The sequence below is a fragment of the Phycisphaerales bacterium genome, assembly GCA_016716475.1.
Lineage (GTDB): Bacteria > Planctomycetota > Phycisphaerae > UBA1845 > Fen-1342 > JADJWG01.
Genome location: JADJWG010000002.1, coordinates 701,522 through 727,047, shown reverse-complemented (window position 1 = coordinate 727,047; position 25,526 = coordinate 701,522). Strand labels below are relative to the sequence as shown.

Here is a 25,526-nt window from a genome sequence, read left to right as displayed (position 1 = left end):
ACTCCAAGATTGAAAGCCCCTGCTCGGCACGTCGTGTGCTATTACTGCTCGCGCCGGGCGTACCGAACGGCCTGTCGCAGCCAGATCAACGCTTCGGCCGCTGCCTCGTCCAGTCCTTCAAACTCGATCCAGGTCGTGCGTTGTGCCAGGGTGCGCAGCCCTACGACCAGTTCCTCACCTGTTGTAACGGCCGGTCGTGGCAGGGGAATGCAGACGCCGGCCACCATAGCCAGCGCACCCTCCAAGTGCCGCAACACCGATGGTGCGAACAGGTCAGACTGCTCCCCGTCCAGGCGCAAAACAGAACGGTCGGGCAGTAAGCCGGGCGGCTGCCCAGACCCCCACGGAGTAAGTACGTAACCGGGTGCGGCGGCATGGATATCGAGTAAGCCCCGCAACCAAGCCGCTACGGCGGCCCGCCGTACCTCGCGGTAAGCCACGACTCCCTCAGGTAAGGGTACATCACGATTCGGTGCGCCCGCGCACCAAGCTGCCACAGCGCTGCGGACGTTCCGTGCAAGCACTTCGACGTCCAGCCCATGTTCGGATGCCACCGCGCGGCAGGAGGGACAGAAACACAGCGCGCCTAGCTCTGCAACATTCGACGACCAGCGTTGCGGCGACATCACGGGGTGTGCCGAGACATCCACGCGCCAATCCCCGAGTTCAAGCCGTGCCGGCTGGTAGCGCTGCAAGTCTTCCAGTGCCGCTCTCAGCCAGTCCCGCGTCTCGACTCCGACTGCGCACAGGCCCGCCTCGGTACATTCCTGTCCCCATGCATTGCGTAGAGCCAGGTGCGGGGCGGCCGTGGCCAATGGGGTCACCGCCCGCAGGTCCACACGCAGCACGAGTGCGATACCCAGCCGTTCGACCAGCGTGGCGAGACGTGCCAGCGGGTCAGCGGTCCCCTGCCAGCGGGCCCTTGGCGGCCGCGGCGTGAGCCCACCGTAGCAACGTGCCTCGGGTGGGTAATGCCAGCCGCCGTCGGAGTGAAAGTACGGGGCATCCGGGGCGGCCACTGGACGAAATGCAGTCACCGGCCCCGTGATCGCTGGGACAGTGACATGGTCAATGCCGACCTCCCCGACGGCCCGCTCGAGCAGCGCTCCGCCGTCTGCGGCAAAGGTCCAAAGCGGGTACACCAGGCCGAAGGATACGGGCATCACGCTGCTCCCGGGGTTCCACCGCAGAGTAGCCGATCCGGCAGGGGTCTGCTAGCATGCCTTGCAGGGGTGGCTTGGCGCACCGCGGAGCATGACAGTGCCAAAAGACGAGAACGATGTGCAGCGCTTCTGCCCGGGGGAGGAGCACATCATCATCTCCGAAGCCATTTGCATCGGACGACGGCGCGCCAACTTCCGCAAATGTCCCGGCTGCCAGTTTAATGACGACGAGAAAGGTCGCCGGCCTTATTACTCACCCTCGGGCCCCACGGGCGCCCGGGCGGTAACTTCTGCGCTCCTGGAAATGGACAAACACCTGATGATCGAGAAGGTATTCAAGGCCTACGATGTCCGCGCTACCGTACCCGAGCCACTGAACGAGGACGTCGCCTGGCGTGTCGGCAACGGAACCGCCCAGTTTCTGCGAACACTGCTTACCGGTTACGACCGCAGCGACTCGAAGATGAACACCCTGATTGTCGGCCGCGACATGCGCAAGCACAGCAAGCGCTTATGCCAGGCCTTCATCGACGGCGCCCGGGCCGTTGGAACTCCTGTCGTCGATATCGGCCTGATCGACACTTCGCAGCTCTATTTCGCCGCCAACTACATGCCGTGCTGCGGGGGTGTGCAAACCACTGCCAGTCATAACCCCGCAAACTACAACGGCTTCAAGATCTGCGGCCCCAAAGGCAAACCGATCGGGTCCGAAAGCGGGTTGAAGGAAATCGAGCGTATCGCCAAGGCCATCTCACGCCACGAAGTCCCCGACGCCTTGCCGATTAAGACGCTCGACCTCTCCGAACCCTACCGCGCATACCTGCACAAGTTCCTCCGCGAGCCCCGCCCGCTCAAGATCGTCGTCGATGCCTCGAACGGTATGGCCGGCCGGTGGTTCCCGATCCTGTTCAACGGGGTTCCGAATCTGACGGTTATTCCGCTGAACTTCGAGCACGATGGCGAGTTCGTGCACCCGCCGAATCCGCTCGTCGCCGCGAACCTCGACCAGCTCCGCACCGCGGTGCGCGAGTGCAAGGCCGACTTTGGCGCCTGTTTCGACGGCGACGCGGACCGGTGCGTGTTCGTCGATGAGCACGCCGAAATCGTCCGCTGTGATATCCTGACCGCCCTGCTTGCCGAGGAGTACTTGCGGGAACGCCAGGGCGCGACGGTCGTCTACGATCTGCGCTCGAGTCGCATCGTGGCCGAAACAATCGAGAAAAACGGCGGCGTCCCCCGTCGCGAGCGCGTCGGGCACGTCTTCATGAAGCGCTCCATGGCGGAGGCCGGCGCGGTCTTCGGGGGAGAACTCAGCGGTCACTTTTATTTTCGCGACTACTACTACTGCGACTCGGGCTTCCTTGCGTTCATCGCCGTCCTCAACACGCTGACGCGCAGCGGAAAGTCGCTGGGCACACTGGTGGCGCCGCTGAATGTGTATGCCAGCAGCGGCGAGCAGAATTTCGAGAACGAGGACAAGGACGGCACGCTGCGCAAGCTGGCGGATCGCTTTCGTGACGCCCGTATCGACCACCTTGACGGCGTCACCATTCAGTATCCGGAGTGGTGGTTCAACGTGCGGCCGTCGAACACCGAACCGTTGTTGCGCTTGAATATGGAAGCCGCTACACCGGCCCTGTTGCAGGAGAAGCTGGCGGCGTTGACCCCCCTGCTCGGCACGGCGGTGGATCACTGATGCCCCGCACAACGTCGCAAGCTCTGGCCGGCAAGACCCCCTACACACACCTCACGCTGCCCTGCGGCGCGGAGTTGGCCGTGGATCCCCTGCCGGGCCGCAATACGGTCGCGCTCTTCTTTCGCGTGCTGGTCGGGTCCAGTGATGATCCCGTCGGGACCGAGGGCCTTGCCTACGTGGTCGAGCGGACGCTCTCAAGGGGACGAGGTCGTACGACGGGCGCGGGCTCGCAGATGCATTTGATCGAATCGGTGCACAGTGGAGTACCGCCTCGGGGCGGCAGTCGACCCACCTGCGCGTACTTTGTCTTCCCGAGTTCGTCGGCGAGGTAATCACACTGGCAATTGAGTTGCTGCGCTACCCGACCTTTCCCGATGAGGCGTGTTCCGTTGCGGTGGAACTCGCCCGGCAGGAGCTGCGCGCCATGGAGGATGAGCCGCAGGACCTGCTGCGCGTACTGATTCAGAAACTCACACTCGGACCGCGCTTGGGTCGCCCGGTGCTTGGTACACCCGAGTCACTCGGCTTGATCACGCCGGCCCGTGTGCGCGGCTTCTGGGAGGAACACTACCACAGCGGACGCTTGCAGGTCGCCGCAGCCGGGCCGATTGCAGCCGAAGTCCTCGCGCGCCAGGTTGAGATCGCCTTTGCTGGCTGGGGGCGCCCCCAGTGGGCCGGCCGCGAGCCGGTAGCGCTCGACCTGCAACCGCAGACGGCTCACCAGGCCAAGGAGCTTGAGCAAGAACACCTCGCACTCACGCTGCCCGGGCTGCCGAAGACTGCCGCGGACTTCCCGGTCGAGACCGTGCTGTTGGGTGTTCTGAGCGGCGGCATGAGCGGGCGGCTCTTCACCGAGGTCCGTGAGAAGCAGGGTCTGGTGTACTGGGTCGGGGCGTGGCATGAGCAACCGCGCGGCGCGGGCGTCATATACCTTGGTGCGAGTACCACCCCGGAGCGCTGCGACAAGACCTACCGCACCCTGCGGCGCGAACTGTGCCGCCTGGCTGAAGATCTGAGTGCCGAGGAGGTGCACCGCGCCCGCGACAGCATCATCGCACAATTCGAAACCGCCGACGACCTGACACGTGCCCGCGCTGCCGGTCTGAGTGATGACCTCGTTCACTTCGGCCGGCCGATCGACCGCCAGGAGAAACTCGCCGCCCTGCGCGGCGTCACGCTCGCCCGCGCGCGCTCCTATGCCAGCCGCCTCCCGCTTGACCGCGTGTGCGTGGCGACCCTCGGGCCGCGGCCGCTGGAGCTGTAGCCCATCCTCACTGGGGTACAACTCGACTGCCGTTGCTGTGGAACCTGTTGCGCAGAAAGGAGCGCTGCCGGTGAAAATGCTCTCCGGACTACGCCGTCCTCCGCTCGGTCCGTTCACGCTCCTGGTGCTCGCTGCGCTTCCCTTTTCGCACGCGGATGAAACCCTCGCCCCGGGCGTCACGTATCGCACGTATGCCCTGCCCGGACCACGTCTCGTCTATGTGGTCAGTGCGCCGCGCGAACACACCGATTACGAGCTCCTGGTGGGCTGGCCGCAGGGCGTCCGCAACTTCTCGGCCCGCGCGCGCACCAGCGTCATTGCCGCACATTACCACCAGCCGCCGCAGGTGACGGTGCTTGCCGCTGTGAATGCTTCTTTCTACGGCCCGATTCCCAATATCATCGGCGCCACCGCCTCCGAGGGCGAACTGCTCGAACAGGCCAGCGGTCAACATGACACCGTGCTGATCCAGACAGATCGACAGCCCGTGATCGTGGAGGACATTCCCCACGCGGAAGGCACTTTGCGGCTCGAGTCCGGCACAGCACTACCTCTGACCGCTTACAACCGGACCCTCACACCGCCGCAGACCATGGTGTACACGCGCACCTGGGGGACCGTGACACTGAGCGACGCGCCGGCAGACCTTGCCGCGCTGGTCGTTCGCGATGTGAACTATCCCTTCCGGCCGGGCAAGGAACTTTCCGGCCGTGTCACGGCGCGCCTGCTTGGCCCCCACGCCGTCCCACTCGTGGTACCCTCCGACGGTGTCGTGGTGCTTGGAACCGGTGGGTTTCACACGGCCGTCGCCGATCTCGCCACCGGTGCCCGCGTGACGCTTCAGTTCGAGGCCCCACAGCCCGACTGGGCCCATGCGCACTTTGCCATCACCGGTATCGGCTGGCTCGTGCGAAACGGCACAGCTCACACGAGCAACTGGTCGCAGTACACGTTCTCGACGCAACGTCATCCGCGCACCGTGCTCGCCTGGAATGACACCCACTGGTTCCTGATGGCCGTCGATGGCCGCTCAACAGCCAGCATCGGCATGACGTTCGCGGAAATGGCGACCTTCCTGATCGACCACCTTGGCGCCCGCGAGGCCGTCAACCTCGACGGTGGCGGGTCCACCACGCTGGTCGCCGCCAGCACCGTTCGCAATGTGCCTTCGGATGGCAACGAACGGGCGGTATCCAACGCCGTCCTGCTGGTACAGCGACCACAACGCACCGCTCTCCCATTCGCGGATCCGTTCGCCCCTGTCGGTCGCAGCCCGGGCTGGGATGATGGCCGTGTATTTCATGATGTTGCACCACACTCCCCGGCCGCCCCGCAGGGCGACGGCACCGCCTTGCATATTCGGGCAACGGACGCTGCGGCGGAGTTCGTACGACGCGGGACACACGGTGACACGAACTACAGCGTGCAGGCCGATGTGTATTGCGCGTACCGCCCCGAGGCGGCACCGGGCTTCGAGCGCGTCGGTATCTTCGCGCGCGATGCCGGCCTCGGGACATTCGATACCCGCCCGAATACGCGCGGCCGCAGCTACGTGCTCACCTGGGATTCGCATGATGGACGTGTTATCGCAGGTGTGATCCACGCGGGTGTATTGACGGATTTCCGTGCCACCGAACCGCTGCACTTACCGGGCACGGCCTGGCGGCGCTTCCGGATCGACTGCTGGGGTGCGCGGATTCGCTTCTGGATCAATGGCCAGTTGATCGCCGCAGTGCAGGACGAAGTGCGGTCGCACGGTCTGTTCGGTGCCGGACACCAGATTTTCGACCTGGCGCCAGTGGGTAGCCACGGCGCGTGGATAGACAACTTTCAGGTGACGCGGGCGCATGGCGACTTCAACGCCAGTGACCAGACGGATGCCGGCGACCTCCCGGAACTATTCTTCTGCCTGCGTGGTCCGGCGCACCACTACCCGCTCGGCCAAGTCTGCCGCACCGGCGACTTCGACGGCGACGGGGCCGTCGACTTGTGCGACGTGGCGTGGTTCCAGCGCGTGTTTGAGGCGCCAGAGTTGCGGAACTGTAATGAGCCGGGACGCGGCGCGCCGAGGGTTGAACACGTCCCCGCGCTCTGCAAACGGCACTACACCGGCTTTGCCGTCGCACGCTACCGGCATGAGTAAGCCATCGTCCTTAGAATGTGCCCGTGTTCCCAGCATACCTCAATTGCGAACCGACATGGTGACGGTGTCCGTGGGAAACCGAATCGCTGTCACGCTGCCATCCATACCTGCAACGTAGCACGTCCCATCGGCATCGACACCCACGCCCGCCATCACGAAGAAACCCGGCGTGAGCTGAATCTGTGCGCGGATATCGCCGCTCTCCGCGTTCAGTGCGCTGAGCAACCCACGGTTTGAACAGACATAGACCGTGTCACCCGCCACAGTCGGCGGAATGGGGAATCGCCCGGCAGGAACGTCCGCAGTCCAGACGACCTCACCCTGCGCATTCCAGCGTACCAATCGATCTTCGCTCGACCGGCCGAACAACGCCGTGCCACGCGCATCCGCCGAAATTGCGGTGATCGAAGTTGCCAGCGTCGACCCGCGCTCCCCATCCTGTGCATAGGTCGCGAGCAGGTAGCCGCGGTCACACACGAACAACCGATCGCCAAGCGACAGCGGTGCGCAGTCGGCCGGAGCGTAGTACCGCGCCGCGCCACCCTCGCTCGACTTGGGGCCCCACTGCTTCCAGGCGAGTGCACCCGTCTGGCGCTGCACGGCGTACAGGTAACCATCCCAGGCGCCGAACACGACCAGATCACCCCACACGTGTGCGGCGGCCTCAATCGCAAAACTCGCTCGCTCGAAAATCCACACGCGCTGCCCGTCCTCGGCCCGCAGCGCATGAAAGCGACCCCCGTTGTCACCGACATACACGATCCCATCGGCTACCACCGGCGGCGCATAGACCGGTACCCCGACAGGGATGCGCCAACGCTCCTTACCGGCGCGATCTACTGCGTAGATGTGCTGGTCACCGGAACCGAAGATCAACCGCTCACCATCCCAGGCGGGCGTACCGAGAATCTCTCCCCCGGTCTTGAAGCGCCACACCTCGCGGCCGGTTGTCCGTTCGTGGGCCGTGAGCAATCCATCCGTTCGGGCGAGGATCACAAGCTCACCCACGACCAGGGGGGTGGCCTTGATCGCGGTCGGAAGTTCCAGCCGCCACTGCCACGGCGGGCGCTCCGGACCTACCCGGAATGGCACCGCGCGCAGGTCGCTGCTCCCATCACGCAGAGTGCCGCGCACTGACAGATGCCGCCAGCCCGGTGGACCGGGCGGAAGCTTGGCCGTCCACGTCAAGCCATTACGCTCGGGCTCGAGTGGCACTCCGTCGATGTGCAGCCGGACTCGTTGAAGGTCGCGGGCTGTCTGTTCACCAGCCAGCGCGAGCTTCACGGTCAGCAATTCCCCCGTGAGCGCCGTACCGGCAGCCGGCTCGACAATCTCGAACCGCCGCGCCGGTACCGCCCGAGCAAGCGGCTTGCTCAGTACCGTCAACCACGTTCCGTCATCGGCTGCGGCGGCCTGCGCCTCGGCCGGCTGGGTCCCAGCCGGAGCCGCCGGCGGCCGTGGAGTGTGAAAGCGATAGGCCACACGGAGCGCACCGTCCTGCACGCTCACCACCGCATAGCCCGCGTTGCGACCGAAGGTGCTGCCACCCATTGTGCCGTCGAGCCCGTCGAGATCGCGGTGGGCAACACCGTGGCCGTGGCCGTACAGCACCAGTGCGACATTGTGATCCCGCAGCAGGTCCATGAAAGTGTCATACTCGGCCGGATTGGAGAACTCGCCACCGTAGGGAGGATGGTGAAGCGCAATGAAGATGGGAGTTCCCGGCGGAACCTGCGCGAGGTCGGCCCGCAACCAGGCGCGCGTTTTGCCGTCGATCGTCGGCACGGGTTCCTGCGGCGATGCTGAGTTCAGACCAATGAAGTGGCAACCGTGTTTCTGGAAGGAGTAATTCTCACCACCGTGCCGCGCCCGCATGATGTGGTACATCGCAACCCAGGTGTTGTCGTGGTTGCCGGGCTGCACGTAAACGGGATAGGGCAGCGCATCGAACGCCCGCTCGAAAAGCGCCCACGTGTCGTCGATTACGCCGTACTCGGTCAGATCACCCGTCACGAGCGCGAACGACGGCGCCGGGGTTGGGCCGACTTCGAAGCCGGCCTGCGGCCCGACCGCTTGCTCAACCAGCCACGCGATCTTCTCGCCTTCCCGTAGCGGAACCGGTGGCTGGCCCGCTACCTGTGGCCCCAGGTGCGAATCGCTGAAGTGGATAAACGCGAAGTCCTCAATCTCCGCCGCCCCCGCCGCCGGCAGTAGCAGCAGCCCGAGCCCCAGCGCCACCCACACCCATGCCATTCCGTGCCGTACTGCGTCTTTTCTCATCGCCTGCTCCCTCTGCACGTTGTGAGTCGCCCTGCACGCTCCTCACGCCGGCTACCGACGCCCGGTATGAACTGCTCCCGATTCGCACTACTACCGTCGGAGCATTTCGACGCGCACCCCGTGCAAGACGCGATCCCAGTCGAACGCCGGCCCAGGATCGACCTTGCCCGCCGTAATATGCCAGTGGCCGATGAGGCCGCTGAATGCGATGATTTCATCCGCGGTCAGTTCATCGAGCCGCAGTTGGCCCTCCGCGTCCCGGGGATACTCCGCGGCGATTCGCGGCAGCACCTGGCACAGCGTGGCCGTCAGCTTGATCAGCGACTCATACTGCGCATCCGTGAGGTCGTACTGCATCAACTCGCGGCCGTGAATCGCGCCGCGCACCAGCTCATTCCGGCTCGGCCGGCCGACGAAATCCGGCGTGCGGATGCCCGTCGCGCCAAGCCCTGCCGGAAACTGCATGACGGTACGGCCCTGCTCATCCTGCGTATACCACTGGTCCAGCACCTTGGTGTCACGGTACGCACCGATATTCGCAATCTCGATCCCCACGCTGCGATCATTGGCGGTGCCGGCGTGCCAGGCGCGCTCCTTGAGATCCAGCGTCTGGTAGATCGTGCCGTCTACATCCAGCATGAAATGCACGCTGAGGCCACGAAGATCGTGCAGAACTTCGAAACATCGTCGCGCTGTCCCGCAGGCGTCATAGTGGATCACGAACAAATCCACCCACTCCTGCAAGAGCGGCAGATCCCAGCCGTTTGTCCGGACATATGCGGCGACATCCTCCGGCAGGTGCCGCCGATACGTGCTAAAGCGGACCGGCGACTTGCTCACCGGATCCGACGGCAGTTCCTCCGCCGGATTGAAGTGACGGTGTGCGCGGTACGCGTCGTAGCCGCCCGCATCCAGCCAGAGCACCACCGGAGCCCCGGTGTGGAAGAACTGGCCACAAACAACGATCTCGTCCCCCAGCCGCTGCAAGGGTTCGCCCGGCTGACCGTAGGGACCAGGGGCGGCACAGCCCACCAGCAGGCCAATTCCCCACAAGCACAGCAGCAGGCACGCATGAATGGGTAACGATGGTTTCATGGAAACACGGCCTCCGAGCAGGCGTGCAGTGCGTATGCGGCCTCGCGATCCGCAACACGGCGGAGCGTACCGACGACGGAAGCCCCCGTCTACCCGCACATGCCTTTGCACCCATCGCGGCGCACAACGGCCTGCACTTAACAGCACGCCCTGCGCGGCGCAGGCCACGCAGGGCGTCGAGAGCTTTCGGGACTGCGGCGGAAGCCGTCCGCCTTTACTTCCAGGCGCCCACCGGCGGCATCTCGGCCGGGTTGTAGTTCACCGTACCGGGGAAACCATAGAGCAGCTCGAAGCCGTTAGCCGTGAACGTCTTCGAACGCACGGACTCCGCATGGCCATCGAAGAATACGGTATTCGTGCGACCGTCCTTTTTGGAACGGCGAATCTGATCCGATTCGGAATTGCGCTCGTTGGTGGAGTTGAAAGTATAGCTGCGACGGGAGAAGTGCGGCGCGTAGTTCGGCAACGACTCTCCGGTCCACCCCACCTGGTAAGGCCCTTCCTGCTGCAGACCCGGGTAGCCGGCCTGCGTACGGGCACGGTGCCAGGCATCGGCGATCATCCACTCCTCCGAGGCCCGGTTAATACGCGAGATCTTCTGCGGCGGATACAAACGAGCCGCCCGATCATACGTGGCGGCCGAGCTGCCCGGCGCCGGGCTCAGTCCGAAGTAACACGGCGGATTCGTAGCCCGCACATTGCCGACTGCGCCCGAGCCCACGTCGGCGGCGGTTTCGCCGTTCGGCCAGACGTTGTTAATCACGTAGTGCGTGGGGTAAACCTGCCGGTTGGTTTTCTGCCAGAAGCTCGTGAAGTTGGAATCCGGATTCTGGCCGGCGGAAGCCGGGCAGGTCGAAACCTGATCGCTGACGCTGTTCTCCCACTCGTGGCTGTCGCTGAAAGAACGCCGCAGCTTGAAGGTCAGGTAGCGCTCCTGGTAAGCGGTGGCCTGCGCAATCGAGATCGGATAATGGGGGTGGTCAGTCAGCGCCTTGATGCCCTGGTTGCGGTACACCGCGGGGTGCAGTGGGCCAGGAAGCGTGTCTTTCTCCTCAGCCGCATAGGTTACAACGCCCTGTCCCAAGGTGCGCAAGTTGGCCAGGCATTTCACGGAGCGGGTTTGCTCGCGCGCCTGGCTGAGCGCTGGCAACAGAATCGAGATCAGGAGCGCGATGATCGCCACGACGACCAACAGCTCGATCAGGGTAAACGCGTGTGTCCGCCGACAATTCCTAGGCATGATCATCATCCCGCGCCCCCGTACGCGCGCCGCACATTTCGCGGCGCTCACTATGATCACCATTACACTGCACCAAGAGAGACATGCGCGAGACACCGCCTCGCATGGAAGCTCAAGCGCGCCAGACCAGTACACCGTCCGGCAACGCGCGCTCTACATTATATAAGCTAGCACAGCCACGGCTGACATTCAATGGCTGCGCGAATTTCACGCGGCGGCGCAACCGCGCAATGCACGCCGTCCGAAGAATCTATCGGACAGGATGTGCCGACGGGCCGTAGAGATCATTGTCGTGAACCGTTTCATGGCAGTCCACGACACCCCGGGTTCGCCTGGTCACTATTCCGCCGTCACCTGAAAATGCGGGTCCAGAACCGAATTCTTGTTATTGTTCATGAACTGCACTTCCACAGCGTACTCACCCGGAGGCAGGCCTTCCGGCCAGGGCACTTCCAGCGTGTACCCGTCATTGTCGAAGGCGTGCGGCACGACCTGGCCCGCTACTCGCACCACGATCGTGTCGCTCAAGATCATCTGCCGGTCGTGTCCCCACGCGCGTCGCGACCGCAATCCATCGTCAAGTTCAAAAACCAGGGTCTGTGTGCTATCCGCCGGCAGCACACCATCCTCGGGTATACGCAAGTAAGCTCGCGGCAGGCCCGCGGCTGTGTACCGCGCCAGCCCCAGGAACAGTCCATAGGCCTCTTGCAGGTTGTACTCCGGATCACGAAGGCGCTGCTCCTCCTCCGGGTTGGTAAAAAAAGAGCTTTCCGTCAGCGCCGCCGTTACGCGGGCGTGCCGCAGAATCCCGAAACCGGCTTCGTACATGAGCTGATCGCTCTTGAGAGGTACATCCGTGATTTGCGGCAGTTGCAACGCATCCAGCAGCCCATCGCACAGGTACCGCGCCAGGTCCAGATTGGCTGGCCGGTAATCCACGTCGCGGTGATACCAGACGGTCGTGTAGTTCACCTGCGGGCGGTTACTGATCGCGTTGTGGTGCAGCGAGATGAACAAGTCCGCGTTCCATTCGTTCGCGACGTCCGCCCGTTCGCGCAGCGTTGAATCCACGTCGTCCTCACGCGTCAGCCGCACCTCCGCCCCGGCCACCTCCAGCAACACGCGCAGATACTGGGCGACACGCAGGTTCATCTCCGCCTCACGCACGCCCGTGGGGCCGCGCTTGAAGCCGCGCTGGTGCGCATCCCCGCCATGGCCGGGATCAAGACAGATACGCACACCTCGCAGGAACTTCGCGTACAGCGGGATCGGGTAGTCGCCCTCCGCCATGCGTCTTTCCGCATAATCCGGCGGCGCGGGATAGAGTGTGTCGATCGCGAGCTGCGGATCGACCACCGCGGGGGCCTCTTCCGCGTGCGTCGCGACCTGCGATCGGGTGTCCGCTGGTGTACGGCAACTCGTCATGGTAATCGCCAAAAGAACTAACAGTCCCACGACACTCTTATCCCGTAAGGTCATCACGTACTCCTTCCCGGCAGCCCTGCACGGCTAGCGGCGTTGAGAGGTTAACAGCGACATCCCTTCAATGCGAGAATGGGCTCGCTGACCATCCAACGGACCGGGGGCAGTTGGGCAAAACTGCCCCGGTCTACCCCCGCCGGTACCCCCGGTATTTCCGCGCTTCCGGCACCACGACCGTGCACGCAAGTTGCACGCCCTGCCCACTTCGGCCAAACTAAGCGGCCTCCCCGCCGCTGGCGGGTTTCGAGTCTTTTCGTCGCGCGGAGCCATCGAGCATGCAGGACCGCGGCCATCTGCTCACCGAGTTGCGTAATCCCCATTCGACCCACATTGATCGGATGTCCATCCCCGCAGCCGTCGATCTGCTGAATAGCGAGGACGCGACGATTCCAGCCAAGGTCGCGGCCGCCAAGGTCGAGATCTGCCGCGCGATCGAATTCGTAGTCGCTGCCTTTGAATCCGGCGGGCGGCTGATCTACGTCGGCGCCGGCACAAGCGGCCGACTGGGCGTGCTCGACGCGTCGGAGTGCCCACCGACCTTTCTCTCCGAGCCGCGCATGGTACAAGGTGTGATTGCGGGCGGGTGGGATGCCCTGCGGCGCGCCGTTGAGGGTGCGGAGGACCACGCCGACGACGGCGCCCGGGCGATGGATGAGCTGGGGGTCGAGGCGCGCGATGTCGTCATGGGCATCACCACCGGTGGCACGACACCCTATGTTCATGGCGCTTTACAGCGCGCCAAGGAACGCGGGGCCCGCACGATCTTCTTCGGCTGTGTAAAGCCGGAAGATGTGCCGGATGATGCCGACGTATCCATCCGGGTGCTGGTCGGACCCGAAGTGATCACAGGCAGTACGCGGATGAAAGCCGGAACCGCGACCAAGCTCGTGCTGAACATGATCACGACGATCGCGATGGTGCGTATCGGCAAGGTTTACCAGAACCTGATGGTCGACGTGAATACACGCGCCAATCGCAAGCTGGTTGACCGTGGCACACGCATGATCATGGCGGTCACGGGCCTTGAGCGGACCCCGGCTGTAGCATTGCTGGAGGCCGCCGGCGGACACGTAAAGACCGCGCTGGTGATGCATGTGCGCGGCGTCGATCGCAGCACTGCCGAGGCGTTGCTGGTGGCGGCGCGGGGGCACGTGACACCCATTCTGGAAGCTGGCGAGGCATGAGCGAACCATTCCTGGCAAGCTTAAGCGCGCAATTCACCGCCTTCGACTGGTTGATTGTCGCTGCCTACCTCCTCGTGACGACCCTGATCGGCACACTGATGGCGGGGAAACAGGCGACGATCCGCGATTACTTCCTGGGCGGGCGCAAGCTGCCGTGGTACGCGGTCAGCGCGTCGATCATCGCGACGGAGATCAGCGCTGTCACCTTTGTGATCGTACCGTTCCTCGTTTTCCGCCCGGGCGGCAACATGGAGTACCTGCAGCTCGGGATTTTCGGTTCGTTTTTCGCCCGCATCATCGTGGGCTACGTGCTCGTCCCGGCCTATTACAAACGCGAGATCTACAGCCCCTACGACTACATGGGCAACCAACTCGGCAGCCCTGTCCGGGGCATGACCACCGCGCTCTTCATCCTTGGTGGCATGCTCGCGCAGGGGGCCCGCGTCTACCTCACCGCGGAGATCCTGCTCGTTGTTTTGGGAGACCAGTTGCAAGTCGTCGCCGATGCGACCCACCTCGCCCCACTGGCCGTCGCCGTGATCTGTATTACGATCGTAGCGGTCGTATGGACCCTCATTGGCGGTATCGCTACCGTCATCTGGACAGACGCAATTCTCTTTCTCGTGTTTCTCGCCGGATCGATTGTCGCCTTAGTCACTGCAACGCTCGCCTTGCAGGGGGATTTCGGCGAATTGCTGCGTATCGGTTGGGCTGCCAAGGACTCCGGGCCGTGGGGTAAGTTCACCTTCTTCAACTTTGACCCCAGCCCGGCCCGGCCGTTCACGATCTGGACGGCCGTCATCGCCAGCACCTGGGGCGGCCTGGGCGCCTACGGCACGGATCAACTCCTCGCCCAGCGCATGTTCTGCTGCAAGACGCAACGGGCCGCCCGCTGGGCCATCATCAGCAGTGCCGCGAGCCAGTTCGTCACCATTGCCGTTGCCCTCGTCGGTGTTGCGTTGTACGCCTATTACCGGGAGGCCCCCAGCGCAGCCGAAATCGCCGCGGCGCCCGAGGCACTCGCCCATCCCGACTTTCCTCGCTTGCGGGGCGAAGCGTTTATGAAGTACCAGGAGAAGGGGGACCGCATCTTTCCGATTTTCATCGTCGAAGCCATCCGCCCCGGCCTTAGTGGGCTGATTATCGCAGCGATCTTCGCTGCCGCCGTCTCCAGTCTGACCAGCATCCTCGCGGCGCTGAGTCAGACCACCATGGCCGCGTTCTACCAACCGTTACGGCAACGTTTTCTCGCCGCTCGCATGACGCTGTCAGGTTCCGCGCCCCCCCGCGTACCTGATGACCGGGCCGCCCAACCGCTGAGGTATGCCCGTGCTCCGAAATTCGTGCCCCCCCCCATCGAATCCGACGCGGAAGATCGCCGCTCCGTGCTGGTCAGCCGTGTGTTCGTGCTGTGCTGGGGCGCGGTGCTCGCGGGCACGGCGTTCCTGGCGCAGGCGGCGGCCAAAGAGTACCCGTCCATTCTCGATCTCGCCCTCGCGATGGCGGGCTACGCACAGGGCCCGTTGCTCGCGGGTTTCCTGCTGGCCTTCCTGCCATTGAAGATCGACGGCCGCGGCTTCATGTATGCCGGCCCGCTCGGCGTGATGTGTGTCTTCGCGGTCATCTGGCACCAGGACTGGACGTTGTACGCGTGCATCGGACTGGCTGCCGCGCTGCTTCTTGCGTGGATGCTCGATATCGCCCAGCAGCCCCAACACCTTCAGAACCTCAACCGCGTGCTGCGCGAGGGCGTGTTGCTGCTGCTCGGCATCGGCCTCATGCTTATGTTGCAACTTTACGGCCAGTGGGAAGGCACCAACGATCGCGGCGAGACCGTGAAGTTGACCCTCGCCTGGCCTTGGCAGGTCCCGCTCGGCAGTCTGATCACGTTCATCTGGGGCTACCTGCTGGCGCGCCCCAAGGCGCAGGAATCTGAAACGGCTTCCACCTGACAACTCCGTCGGGCTGGCGCATGCAGAGGAGGAGTACCATGCAATTCAAACGATGTGCCCGCGTGGGGATCCTGACCGCAGCGCTCACGCTGCTCGTGCTCGGTACCGGCTGCGCCGGCGCCCGCCTCGATCCGGAAATCCGGGCCATCTGGGTCACGCGGTCCGACTTCAAGTCGGCCGACGATGTGAAACGCATTATCGACCAGTGTGCTGACGCCGGTTTCAACACCGTCCTCTTCCAGGTGCGGGGCAACGCCACGGTGTTCTACCCATCCAACCTCGAGCCCTGGGCGGAGCAGTTCGGCTTCGAGGATCCGGGCTTTGATCCACTCGCGACGGCTTGCGCTCAGGCCCGCGAGCGTCGCGTCGCGCTGCACGCGTGGGTCAATGTGATGCCTGCTTGGCGCGGTACCAACCCACCGAGCCATCCCAAGCAACTCTACCATACGCACCCGGATTGGTTCTGGTATGACCAGCATGGTGAGCGACAGAAGCTCAGCAGCTTTTATGTCAGTGTCAACCCCTGCCTGCCGGAAGTGCGTGAGTACCTCGTGTCCGTCTTCCAGGAGATCGCCGAGCGTTACCCCATCGATGGCCTGCACATGGATTACATCCGCTTTCCCAATGAGCCACCGGCCACACCCGCGGGCAGCGACATCGACTATCCGCACGACCCCGCCACCCGCGCGCTATTCAGGGCGGCCACAGGCAAAAACCCGGAAGACGATGCCGACGCGTGGGTTGCATGGCGGGCGGAATGCCTCACCACCCTGGTCACTGACATCCATGCCATGCTGCGCCGAGTCCGCCCACGCGCCGCACTGACCGCAGCCGTCACATCGAACCCCGACCGTGCCAGGGAGCGTTACTTCCAGGACAGCCGGCGCTGGGTGCAGGAAGGCCTGCTCGACGCCGCCTTCATCATGAATTACACCGACGATCCGCAGGTTTTCCGGGAACGGATGAATGCCTGGTTGCCCAAAGGCCCGGAGACCCAGTTGCCGGCAGAGGTCGTCCCGGGCCTGTGGTTCGGTCGCCACGCCGGGAAAACACCGACGGAAGCCGCCGAGGCCGTGCGGGCACAGGTCGAGATTGCTCGGGAACTGACGGGCCATTTCTGCGTATTTGCTTATGCTTCGCTGTTTGATTCGCGCGACGACACGGACCTCGCGCGTCAGAATGAAGCCCAACAGAACATGCGAGCAACGCGGCGTGCAGTTCTGATCCCCTACTTCCAGTCCTTGGAAAAATAACCGCCTTACTGGACGTATTATCGGTCACGGCCGCTTCGCCAGCCACGCGCGCCATGGGTCTGCGGTTGAACCGCCGGCACGGCGCGGAGTACACTGCGCATATTCGGGGATGGCTGGCGGGTACCACCTGGGGCGCCCGTGGCCGGACTTGTTTCTGAGCTGCGCGCCCCCTCCGCATGTGGCGAAGGAGGGCGACTCTGCCGATGCCAAGGGATGAGAAGCCGCCATGCCATCAACCACCACGTTCGCCCTGCGGATGCTTGTTGCGACCATCCTGCTATTGTGGCCAGTACGCCTAGCACCGGCCCACACAGCCAACCCGCTGGCCGAGCGGATCATCAACTACGGCTACGTGGGTGAGCGGCATGCCGTGGGGTCGGAACGGGCCTACGAAGCTGTGCAGTTGATGGCCATCCTGGCGGCACAAATCCACAACGATTTTGATCAGTGGCTGCTCCCCCCGACCACCGTGGTCGATGCGACTCGCTGGAACGGAAACGTCCTCGAGATCGAACTCACCCTCCCACCGGTGCGCGGACAATGGTTCCTGTCCCCGGTGGACATGGGCACCCTGAGTGTCGCATTCGCCCGTCCCTTCATGGAAGACCCCGCCTTCGGCGGCACACGCATCCGCGCGCGGACGGACGTGCGTGAGGCCTATGACACCCTTGCTCAGTTTGGTCTGCCTGAGGCCCCGGTCGGCTTGCCTGCCCCCAGGCCTGATCCCGCGTTTCCGGTCGATGGTCGGCCCTTGTTGCCGACCGACGAAGACGATTGGGGCGGTCCGCGCGGACCGATCACGCAGGCGGCGCAACAGCCCGCCGGCGCCCTTTCCAATGTCGTCGTATTCGCCGCGGCCGGCCACGGCTGGTCGGCCGGCAGCCAGAACTGGGTCCTCCAGCGACCGGTGCTGCTCGAAATGGCGGAGGACTATGGCAACCTCGACCAGCTCAACCTGTTTGCGCAGTATGTCTTCAATGCCGGCGGAGTGGTTGTGCCCCTGCGGCCGATCGGCTGGCAGTCCCTCGAGGTGGTGCTCGACAACGACGATCCGGGGGTTGTGTTCACCGGCGCCTGGGTCAATGGCGTCAGCAGCAAGTATTACGAGAACGGCGTTACGCTCTCCGGCGTTGTGTACCAGGCGATCGCCGCTTCCGCTGTGGAAACAGCCACGGCCCGCTACACCCCCGTCATCCCGGTATCAGACTTTTATCCGGTCTACTGCTTTACGATCGCGGGGGCGAATCGCACGGTGCAGACCTATCGCATCCGTCACAGCGGTGGCATCTCCGAGGTGAAAATCGATCACCGGCGGGTCGGGAACGGCTGGATCTGGCTGGGTGACTATTACCTGGAGGCGGGCAGCGAGAACTACGTCGAAATCACCAATCAGTCCGCCATTGGTGGCGCGATCATTGCGGATGCCATCCGTTGGGGCTCGGGGACGGGTGACATTGTGCGGCCGGGGCCGGGCTCAGTCAGCGGCTTCCCGCGCGACGAAGAAGCCCAGCGGTACTGGGCGGAGAGCGAACTCGGATTCAATGCCGTCGGTTTCGACAGTGAAATCTGGGATGTCGTGGGCATCGATGACATCAGCGACAACGTGCGGACCGGGGCGAAGTGGGCCCGCGAGATGAACGTCACTCCGGAGGGTGGTGTGCTGGTCAATCGCTGGCAGCGCATCTATCTGGAGTTCCACACCAACGCTTTCAACGGGGGCGCCCGTGGACAGATTACACTGCTGACCGACCTGGGCGGCACAACCTACGCACCCGAGTACGCGACGATTCTCTCGAACGAGGTCGACGCGCACATGAATTTCCTGTCAAGCACCTTCGAGCACGCCTGGGTGGACCGCCCTTCGCCGACGCTGACCGGTACATACGGTGCCATCGCCGCGGCCGCCAACGGCGACCAGTTCGACGCGACGATTGTCGAGCTGGCCTTCCACGACAATCCGCAGGATGCCGAGTTGTTGCGCGATCCGAAGGTGCGTGAGGCCATGGCGCGTGCGTGCGTGCATGGCATCATCCGGTTCCTGCACACACTCCCCGGGAGCCAGGTGCCACTGGTGTTCGCACCTGATCGGCCGCGCTCGGTGCGTGCCGTGCAGCTCCCGAATGGCAACGTCCGGCTCTCCTGGGATACGCCGCTCACGGATGCCGCCCGCGGCGGTCCGGCCACCGGCTACGTAGTTTACCAATCCAACAACGGCTATGGTTTCGGTAATCCGATCGTACTCGGCAATGTCCTGACGACGGAGATCACGGACCTCGCCGCAGGGGAAACGCGCTACTTCCGCCTCGCTGCCCGCAATGCCGGGGGTGAGTCCATGCCGAGCGAACTGCTCGCGGTACGGCGCCCGCCGGCGAATGACCCGCGTATTCTCATCGTCAACGGGTTTGACCGGAGCGACCGCCATACCACCCCGCGGCAGAGCTTCTCGCAGCCGTCGGCCTATGCTGGTCTGTTCGTGGAGCGTCAGGTCTGGCGCCGCACCAACGCTTTCGATTATGTGATCGAGCACGCCGCAGCGTTGGCGGCCAGCGGCTACGGCTTCGACTCGTGCTCGAACGACGCGATCATCAACTCGCAGATTCTGCTCGGCGACTATGACATCGTCGTCTGGATGCTCGGTACAGAAAGCACAGCCGGCGCGACGTTCAATGCCAACGAGCGCACCAAAGTCACACAGTTTCTCGGCAACGGCGGCGCGCTCTTCGTCAGCGGAGCCGATCTTGGCTTCGATTTGATCGGCTCGGGCAACGGTACGAGTTTTGCGCAGAACACGCTCCAGATCAACTACGTGTCGAATACTGCGGCCTCGACCGTAGCCGTCCCCACCGGGGATGGGATCTTCGCCGGTCTCGCGCCGGTCGACTTCGGCCTAGCCGCGGGCGCCCCGTACGCGGTGCGCAGTCCGGACGTGCTGGGCCCACGACCCGATTCCCGCGCCTGCCTCACCTATGCCAGCGGTGGTGCCGCCGGGGTGCAGTACACCGGCACCGTCTACAACGTGGTGAGCTTCGGTTTTCCGTTCGAAACCATCGGCGATGCAACCTTGCGGGCGGAATACATGGCGCGCATCGTCGAGTTCCTGGCGACCGCCGCCGGCCCGCTGCCGTTCGACTTCAACCGCGATGGATATGTGGATTGGCAGGACTTCCAGATATTCCTGTTCTGCTTCCGCGGGCCCAACCTCGTCTACCCCCCAGGGCAGATCTGCCTCGAGATGGACGGAGACGGGGACTTTGACGTCGATCTGGCTGACTATGCCTTGATGCAGCAGGTCTTCACCGGCCCGCCGCAGCCGTAACACGCATACGCCGCACGGCCGCCGTGATTCTGCCCGGCGGCACCGGCACGAGAAGGGAGCCACATTGTTTCGTTTCATGACCTGCGCATGCATGGCGTCATTCGTGCTCTTTCCCAACCTCGCAAACGCCCATGAGGTGCTTCCCGCCGCCGCCGCCGCCACCGTCTACGGGGGGCCCTTCGGCGGCCTCGACTGGGGCCGGCCAGTCGCCATCGGCGATCTCGACGGCGATGGCTACGATGACGTCATCATCGGCGACAGCCGAAGCTGGGGGGGCGTGTTGAGTCGCGTTTTCGTCTTTCGCGGCGGCCCTGGCCGACATGCACAGGGCTTCGTCGACCTTACCAGCACCAATGCCGACCAGGTCATCCTGGGAGCGACTCTCGACGACAACCTCGGGGCTTCACTCGCGACCGGAGACGTCAACGGAGATGGCTATGCCGACCTGCTGATGTGTGCCTCGACCGCCAGCGAGGGCGGCGTGAACGGCCGCGGAATCGCTTATGTCGTCTTTGGCGGTCCCACCTTTTTTCAATCCTCTGTCCGTGACCTGAGCGTAGTCGGCAACTGGGACTTGCGTATCCTCGGTCCGGTGGCCGGGGGTGACATGGGCGGGTCCAACCTGCTAGGTGGCCTGGATTCGCAGGCGGCTGCCATCGGCAACCTCAACGGTGACGCCTACGGTGATATCGTCCTCGGCGTGCACCTCGCGACGGGCGCGGCGGTCGAAGCCGGCCGTGTCTACGTAGTCTTCGGCGCCCCTTACCCGAGTGGGTTCACCCTCAATCTGGCGGTCGCCTCGAACTACGGGGTGCGGATCGACGGCCGGGCCCGCTCCGATGAACTCGGCACCGTGGTCCTGACCGGCGATCTCACGGGCGACGGGATCGACGAGCTCATCATTCCGACCGAATGGCAGAGCCGCGGCGTCTTTACTTCGGAGGGCGCCGTGTACATCTTCCGCGGACGCACCCTCTGGCCGACGTTCATCGGCCTGGCCTCCACCCCGGCGGATATCACACTCTTCGGTGCGCGCACCTATGACCAGCTCGGCGCCGCCGCCGCGGTCGGGGATTTCAACGGGGACGGTATTCTCGACCTGGCCGCGGCCGCACCGGGGGCCGAACTGGGCGCCCTGACGACCCAGCGCGGCGACGGCATCATCTACGGCCTGTTTGGATCGACCGCCTACCAGACCGGCGTGCATTCCATTAACTACGCGACCGCCAGCGCGGATTTCCGCCTCATCGGAAATTCCGAACAAAATCTTGGTACGCTGCTCGCGGTGGGTGACTTCAACGGAGATGGCACGCCGGACCTCGCGGCCGCCCAGCGTTTCTCCGGCGGGCAAACAAACGGCACGATCGACATCGTGTTCGGGCACCACCTGCAACCCGGTGCGATCTTCTACGCGGGCGTGGACACCGATCTCCGGATCCTGGGTGGCCCCCAGGAGCGGATCGGCTTCGTGCTCGCGGCGGCCGACCTCAATGCCGATGGGGTGAGCGAATTGGTCTTCGGTTCCCCCTTCGCGAACAGCAACCGCGGCAAAGTCGCCGTGCTGACTTACGTACACGGCGACGGGAACCACGATGGTGCCGTGGATCTCTCGGACTTCGCGCTCATGCAGGTCTGCGCAACAGAAGCTCTCCCAGCTTGGGGACTGCCTTGCGCACTGTTCGACTTCGACCTTGATGAGGCCATCACCGCATCGGACCTGACCGGTTTCGATGCCCGCCTTGCCGGTCCGGTCCGGTAGTTTTTCGACGGGCTGACCGAGTGCGCGGTCCCTGTGAGGGCGCCGCGCCATTTGCTCGGGGAGCAGGCCATTCGTGGTGTCCCGCCACAGTCCGGAGCTAAGATTGGGGTAGAGGTGATCACCCGCGCCTGACGTGGGTTATCAGACGGATTGCCGTTGGACGGCCTTGCCGATGGACCAGGTCTTGAAAGGTGTCGTGTGAAGCAGGTAGCACTTTGGTGGATACTGGCGATGGGCGGAATCCTGCTCGCTAGCGGCTTGACCGCGGCACGAGCGAGCGACCCGCCCGAGTTTCGAGCGTTCTGGGCCGATGCCTTCCAGGTCGGATTCAAAAGCACTTCCCAGATCAACGCGCTGGTGAACCGCGCGGTCGCCGGTCGCTACAACGCGATCATCGCCGAAGTGCTTGCTTTTCATGATACTGGCGGCAATGGCCGCGGGGCCTACTGGAACTCCAGCATTGTGCCGCGCGCTTCAGACATTCCAGCCGGATTTGACCCGCTCGCTTACCTGATCACCCAAGCCCATGCCAATGGGCTGGAAGTGCATGCGTGGCTCGTCCCGTTCCGGGTCAGCTCTACATGGCCCCCCAACGGGAACGCTCTGCTCGCCGCCCACCCCGAGTGGCTGATGGTGCCGAGCGGCGACATGGGAAACGGACCCGCGCGGGTTGGCGGCTACTACACCCTCGACGCCGGCTCTCCGGATGCTCAGGAGTACCTTGTCAGCATCGTACGAGAACTGGTCAGCAACTACGCCCTCGACGGCATCAACCTCGATTATGTCCGGTATGTCCAGACCGACGCCGGCTATCCTGCGGACGCGAACTACAACGCCTCCTCCCTCGCCCGTTTTCGCACGCTGCGCTGGTTCGTCGGTACCCCCCCACCCACCGGTGTCGTGGCCTGGAACGACTTTCGGCGCCGCGGTATTGATGAGTTTGTGCGGCGACTGCGAGCCGAGATTCCACTCATCACCCAGAACCCGCGCCAGCCCGTTCGCCTCTCCGCCGACCTGATCTGCTTCGGCAATGCACCCGCGAACTTCACCTCATCCGACGCCTACAACCTGTTCCAGAACTGGCGGATGTGGCTGGAGCTTGGCTGGCTGGATGCCGGCATCCCGATGAACTACAAGCGCGACTATATCAGCACCCAGGCCACCTGGTACCGCAACTGGGTCGATGCCGCGGTCAACTGGCGTTATCAGCGCCACATCTTCCAGGGGCAGGCCACCTATTTGAATCCCAAAGCCGACAGCGTGGCGCAGCTTCTCTACGCGCGCCAAGCAGGTTCCAACGGCATGGTTACCTACTCCTACGTGGGGACGGCCGACGAGAATATGGACGGCAACTGGGAGAACGACTGGACCTGGTATAGCTACATCAGCGGCAATCTCTTCACGCAGACGGCCCCAACCCCCGGCATGCCGTGGCGGCATTCGGCAACGGCTACCGAGGGGACCCTTTTCGGGCGTGCCGCCGATCCTGCAACCGGCACTCCGATCGACGGTGCCCTCATCCAGGTCGGCCACCTGCCGGCCGTCGAAACCGACGGCAACGGATACTTCGTGGTCACGATGATCCCGGCAGCACCGGGCGGCAGCGTTTACCAGGTCTCAGGGGTACGGTGGGATTGTCCGGAGATCACGCTTTACAACGTGGTCGTCTGGCCAGGTACGATCAGTGTACAGGATATGGGCCTGTGCAGCAGTTTCGTACCGGGCGACATGAACGGCGACGGACTCGTCAACTTGCAGGACCTGCCGCTGTACCTGTTCTGCTTGCAGGGTCCTGGGCTGGGTTATGGTGATGGCACCCTTTGTCGCGCTGGAGATGCCGACGGCAATGCGACTGTGGACCTGGCCGATCTGGCCGTTTTTCAGCAGCTATTCGCCCGGTGAGCTGTCCGCGCCCACTTACTTGAGTACCGAACGACGCTCCTCGTAGATGAGCATCGCGCTCACGCACCGAAATTGGCGGTGGTGTTCACGTCTCTCACCGCGCGAACCGGCCCCGGGCGCGGGGCCTACAGTTGTGCCGCCACTTTCCGGAAGTGGTGGCCGATAATCGCCAGACTCATCGCCTCGCCGAAGGCCCGGGGATAGCGCCACCCCGCTTGCAGCATGAAGGACCAGTACGCCCGCCGTCCGCGGTGTCGTACCCCGAGAACCCAAAACGACTGTACAAAGGCCCGGATTTCGCTCCAGCTCCGCTGTGGTCGCGGTCCTTGCGGACGGTAGGTACGCAGGAATGTATGTATCCGTCGGTAGTACGCTGATGGAGCGTAAAGACGCCGCACGAGTTCACGGTAGCCGGCCAGGAGCATCTCGCGGTCCATCTTCGGGATGAAGTTCAGCACCGCATCGAGGTTGTTGCCGGTACTCTCACAGAGCAGGCGACCTTCGGCCTTCAGACGCTCAAAAAGGCGCGTGCGTGGCAGCGCATTGAGCACGCCCACCATGGCCGTGACAACACCAGCATCCTGAATGAAACGCGACTGGCGCTCAAAGATCCCATGTTCGTCGTGGTCAAAGCCGACAATGAAGCCACCCATGACCTCGAGCCCGGCACGTTGAATGATCCGCACAGAAGCAACCAGGTCTCGTCGCGTGTTCTGCACCTTGCCGCACTCGGAGAGACTCTCCTCATCCGGCGTCTCTACGCCAACGAATACCTTCTTGAAGCCCGCCGCCACCATCAGGTGCAGCAATTCCGGATCGTCGGCGAGATTCAGCGAGGCCTCGGTCAGCAGCGGCAGCGGGTGTGGCCGGGCGGCCTGCCACTCCGCCAACCGCCGCAGCAACGCCTTCGCCTTCGGGCGGTGGCCGATGAAATTGTCGTCGACGACAAACACCCCTTCCCGCCAGCCCGCCGTCCACAGCGCATCGAGCTCACGCACGAACTGCTCCGGCTCCTTGGTGCGCGTAGTGCGGCCATAGACGGCCACGATGTCACAGAACTCACAATCGAAGGGGCAGCCGCGCGAAAACTGCAGCGCCATCGTCGCGTAGTCGCGCAGGCGGATCAGATCCCAGCGGGGCACCGGCGTTGCCGAGAGCTCAGGTTTGCGCTCATCGTGGTAGCGCGGCTGCAAGTTACCGGCGCGCAGGTCCGCAATGAGGTGCGGCATGATGGCTTCGGCCTCACCGATCACGATGTGCGGCACACTGGGAAAGCGCTCCGCGGCTGTCGTAAAAAGCGGGCCGCCGGCCACCACGGTTTTCCCGTGCGCCTGGCAGCGATTCAGCACCTGGCGTGTAGATTCCTCATGGACCAGCATGGCAGAGACGAACACGTAGTCGGCCCAGGCAATGTCGCGATCACGAAGCGCTGCAACATTCAGGTCGACCAGCCGCAACTGCCAATCCGGCGGCAGCATCGCCGCGATGGTCAACAGGCCGAGCGGGGGAAAAGCGGCCTTCTTCGAGGCCAACGGAAGCACGTGCCGGAAGCTCCAGAAGGTATCGGGCACCGTGGGTGAAATGAGCAGGATGTTCATCATGTCCTCGCGCGGGTCCGAATGGGCGGGGCGGAAGGCGCACCGCGGGTGGCTGCCCGCCGCGCGCGGCAGCATCCCACCGCGAACCCACAAAGCGCATCTGACGATTTCGGAGGCGGTTCAGGCAAGGATGTGTCGGCCGCGCCATGCGTCCGCCTGAGCCATCGGTGCCTGTGTTCCAGTGGGGGGACCCGTGGAT

The 25,526-nt window shown here is 64.1% G+C and carries 16 protein-coding genes; 10 read left to right on the top strand and 6 right to left on the bottom strand.

Translation table 11 applies throughout. The features are described 5' to 3' along the window. Nucleotides 1–41 precede the first annotated feature (41 nt). Nucleotides 42–1,163 carry a hypothetical protein gene (locus IPM18_10685; GenBank protein ID MBK9120048.1) on the bottom strand — a complete coding sequence of 374 codons (1,122 nt, stop codon included), beginning with the start codon at nt 1,161–1,163 and terminating at the stop codon, nt 42–44. A 91-nt stretch (nt 1,164–1,254) separates the two neighbouring features. On the opposite strand from IPM18_10685, the gene IPM18_10680 reads away from it, so the two are divergent. The 4 genes from IPM18_10680 to IPM18_10665 all read left to right on the top strand — a co-directional run bounded on the left by IPM18_10680 (nt 1,255) and on the right by IPM18_10665 (nt 6,266). Continuing rightward, the gene (locus IPM18_10680; GenBank protein ID MBK9120047.1) at nt 1,255–2,859 is read left to right on the top strand and encodes a phosphomannomutase/phosphoglucomutase; all 1,605 of its coding nucleotides are present in this window, start codon (nt 1,255–1,257) and stop codon (nt 2,857–2,859) included. Next, nucleotides 2,859–3,191, top strand: coding sequence for a hypothetical protein (locus IPM18_10675; GenBank protein MBK9120046.1), 333 nt, complete (start codon nt 2,859–2,861; stop codon nt 3,189–3,191). The genes IPM18_10680 and IPM18_10675 overlap by 1 nt, the downstream gene beginning before the upstream one ends. 92 nt (nt 3,192–3,283) lie before the next feature. Next, nucleotides 3,284–4,123, top strand: coding sequence for an insulinase family protein (locus IPM18_10670; protein MBK9120045.1), 840 nt, complete (start codon nt 3,284–3,286; stop codon nt 4,121–4,123). 70 nt (nt 4,124–4,193) lie between these two features. Continuing rightward, nucleotides 4,194–6,266: a phosphodiester glycosidase family protein gene (locus IPM18_10665; protein ID MBK9120044.1), complete on the top strand. Its 2,073-nt coding sequence runs from the start codon at nt 4,194–4,196 to the stop codon at nt 6,264–6,266. 39 nt (nt 6,267–6,305) lie between these two features. On the opposite strand, the gene IPM18_10660 is transcribed toward IPM18_10665, so the two are convergent. The 4 genes from IPM18_10660 to IPM18_10645 all read right to left on the bottom strand — a co-directional run bounded on the left by IPM18_10660 (nt 6,306) and on the right by IPM18_10645 (nt 12,360). Then, nucleotides 6,306–8,546: a PQQ-binding-like beta-propeller repeat protein gene (locus tag IPM18_10660; protein MBK9120043.1), complete on the bottom strand. Its 2,241-nt coding sequence runs from the start codon at nt 8,544–8,546 to the stop codon at nt 6,306–6,308. Between the two features lie 90 nt (nt 8,547–8,636). Then, nucleotides 8,637–9,641: an N-acetylmuramoyl-L-alanine amidase gene (locus IPM18_10655; GenBank protein ID MBK9120042.1), complete on the bottom strand. Its 1,005-nt coding sequence runs from the start codon at nt 9,639–9,641 to the stop codon at nt 8,637–8,639. 214 nt (nt 9,642–9,855) lie between these two features. After that, on the bottom strand, nt 9,856–10,890 hold the full coding sequence (locus IPM18_10650) for a prepilin-type N-terminal cleavage/methylation domain-containing protein (GenBank protein MBK9120041.1): 1,035 nt from the start codon (nt 10,888–10,890) through the stop codon (nt 9,856–9,858). Between the two features lie 330 nt (nt 10,891–11,220). Next, nucleotides 11,221–12,360, bottom strand: coding sequence for an N-acetylmuramoyl-L-alanine amidase (locus IPM18_10645; GenBank protein MBK9120040.1), 1,140 nt, complete (start codon nt 12,358–12,360; stop codon nt 11,221–11,223). A 278-nt stretch (nt 12,361–12,638) separates the two neighbouring features. Here IPM18_10645 and murQ point away from each other — a divergent pair, with 278 nt between their 5' ends. The 6 genes from murQ (at nt 12,639) to IPM18_10615 (ending at nt 23,729) form a co-directional block, all read left to right on the top strand. Then, nucleotides 12,639–13,547, top strand: coding sequence for an N-acetylmuramic acid 6-phosphate etherase (murQ, locus tag IPM18_10640; protein ID MBK9120039.1), 909 nt, complete (start codon nt 12,639–12,641; stop codon nt 13,545–13,547). Further along, nucleotides 13,544–15,499 (top strand): hypothetical protein, encoded by a 1,956-nt coding sequence (locus tag IPM18_10635; GenBank protein ID MBK9120038.1) that lies wholly within the window; start codon nt 13,544–13,546, stop codon nt 15,497–15,499. Before murQ ends, IPM18_10635 begins: the two co-directional genes overlap by 4 nt. 38 nt (nt 15,500–15,537) lie before the next feature. Then, the gene (locus IPM18_10630; protein ID MBK9120037.1) at nt 15,538–16,752 is read left to right on the top strand and encodes a family 10 glycosylhydrolase; all 1,215 of its coding nucleotides are present in this window, start codon (nt 15,538–15,540) and stop codon (nt 16,750–16,752) included. A 226-nt stretch (nt 16,753–16,978) separates the two neighbouring features. Next, a complete protein-coding gene (locus IPM18_10625; GenBank protein ID MBK9120036.1) occupies nt 16,979–20,068 on the top strand; it encodes an N-acetylmuramoyl-L-alanine amidase in 3,090 nt (1,029 codons plus the stop codon). A gap of 91 nt (nt 20,069–20,159) precedes the next feature. Continuing rightward, nucleotides 20,160–21,827, top strand: a complete 1,668-nt coding sequence (locus IPM18_10620) for an FG-GAP repeat protein (protein ID MBK9120035.1) — start codon at nt 20,160–20,162, stop codon at nt 21,825–21,827. 198 nt (nt 21,828–22,025) lie between these two features. Continuing rightward, a complete protein-coding gene (locus IPM18_10615) occupies nt 22,026–23,729 on the top strand; it encodes a family 10 glycosylhydrolase (protein ID MBK9120034.1) in 1,704 nt (567 codons plus the stop codon). 125 nt (nt 23,730–23,854) lie between these two features. Here IPM18_10615 and IPM18_10610 read toward each other — a convergent pair whose 3' ends face one another. Next, complete coding sequence (locus tag IPM18_10610; GenBank protein ID MBK9120033.1) at nt 23,855–25,327, bottom strand: B12-binding domain-containing radical SAM protein; 1,473 nt, start codon at nt 25,325–25,327, stop codon at nt 23,855–23,857. Nucleotides 25,328–25,526 lie beyond the last annotated feature (199 nt).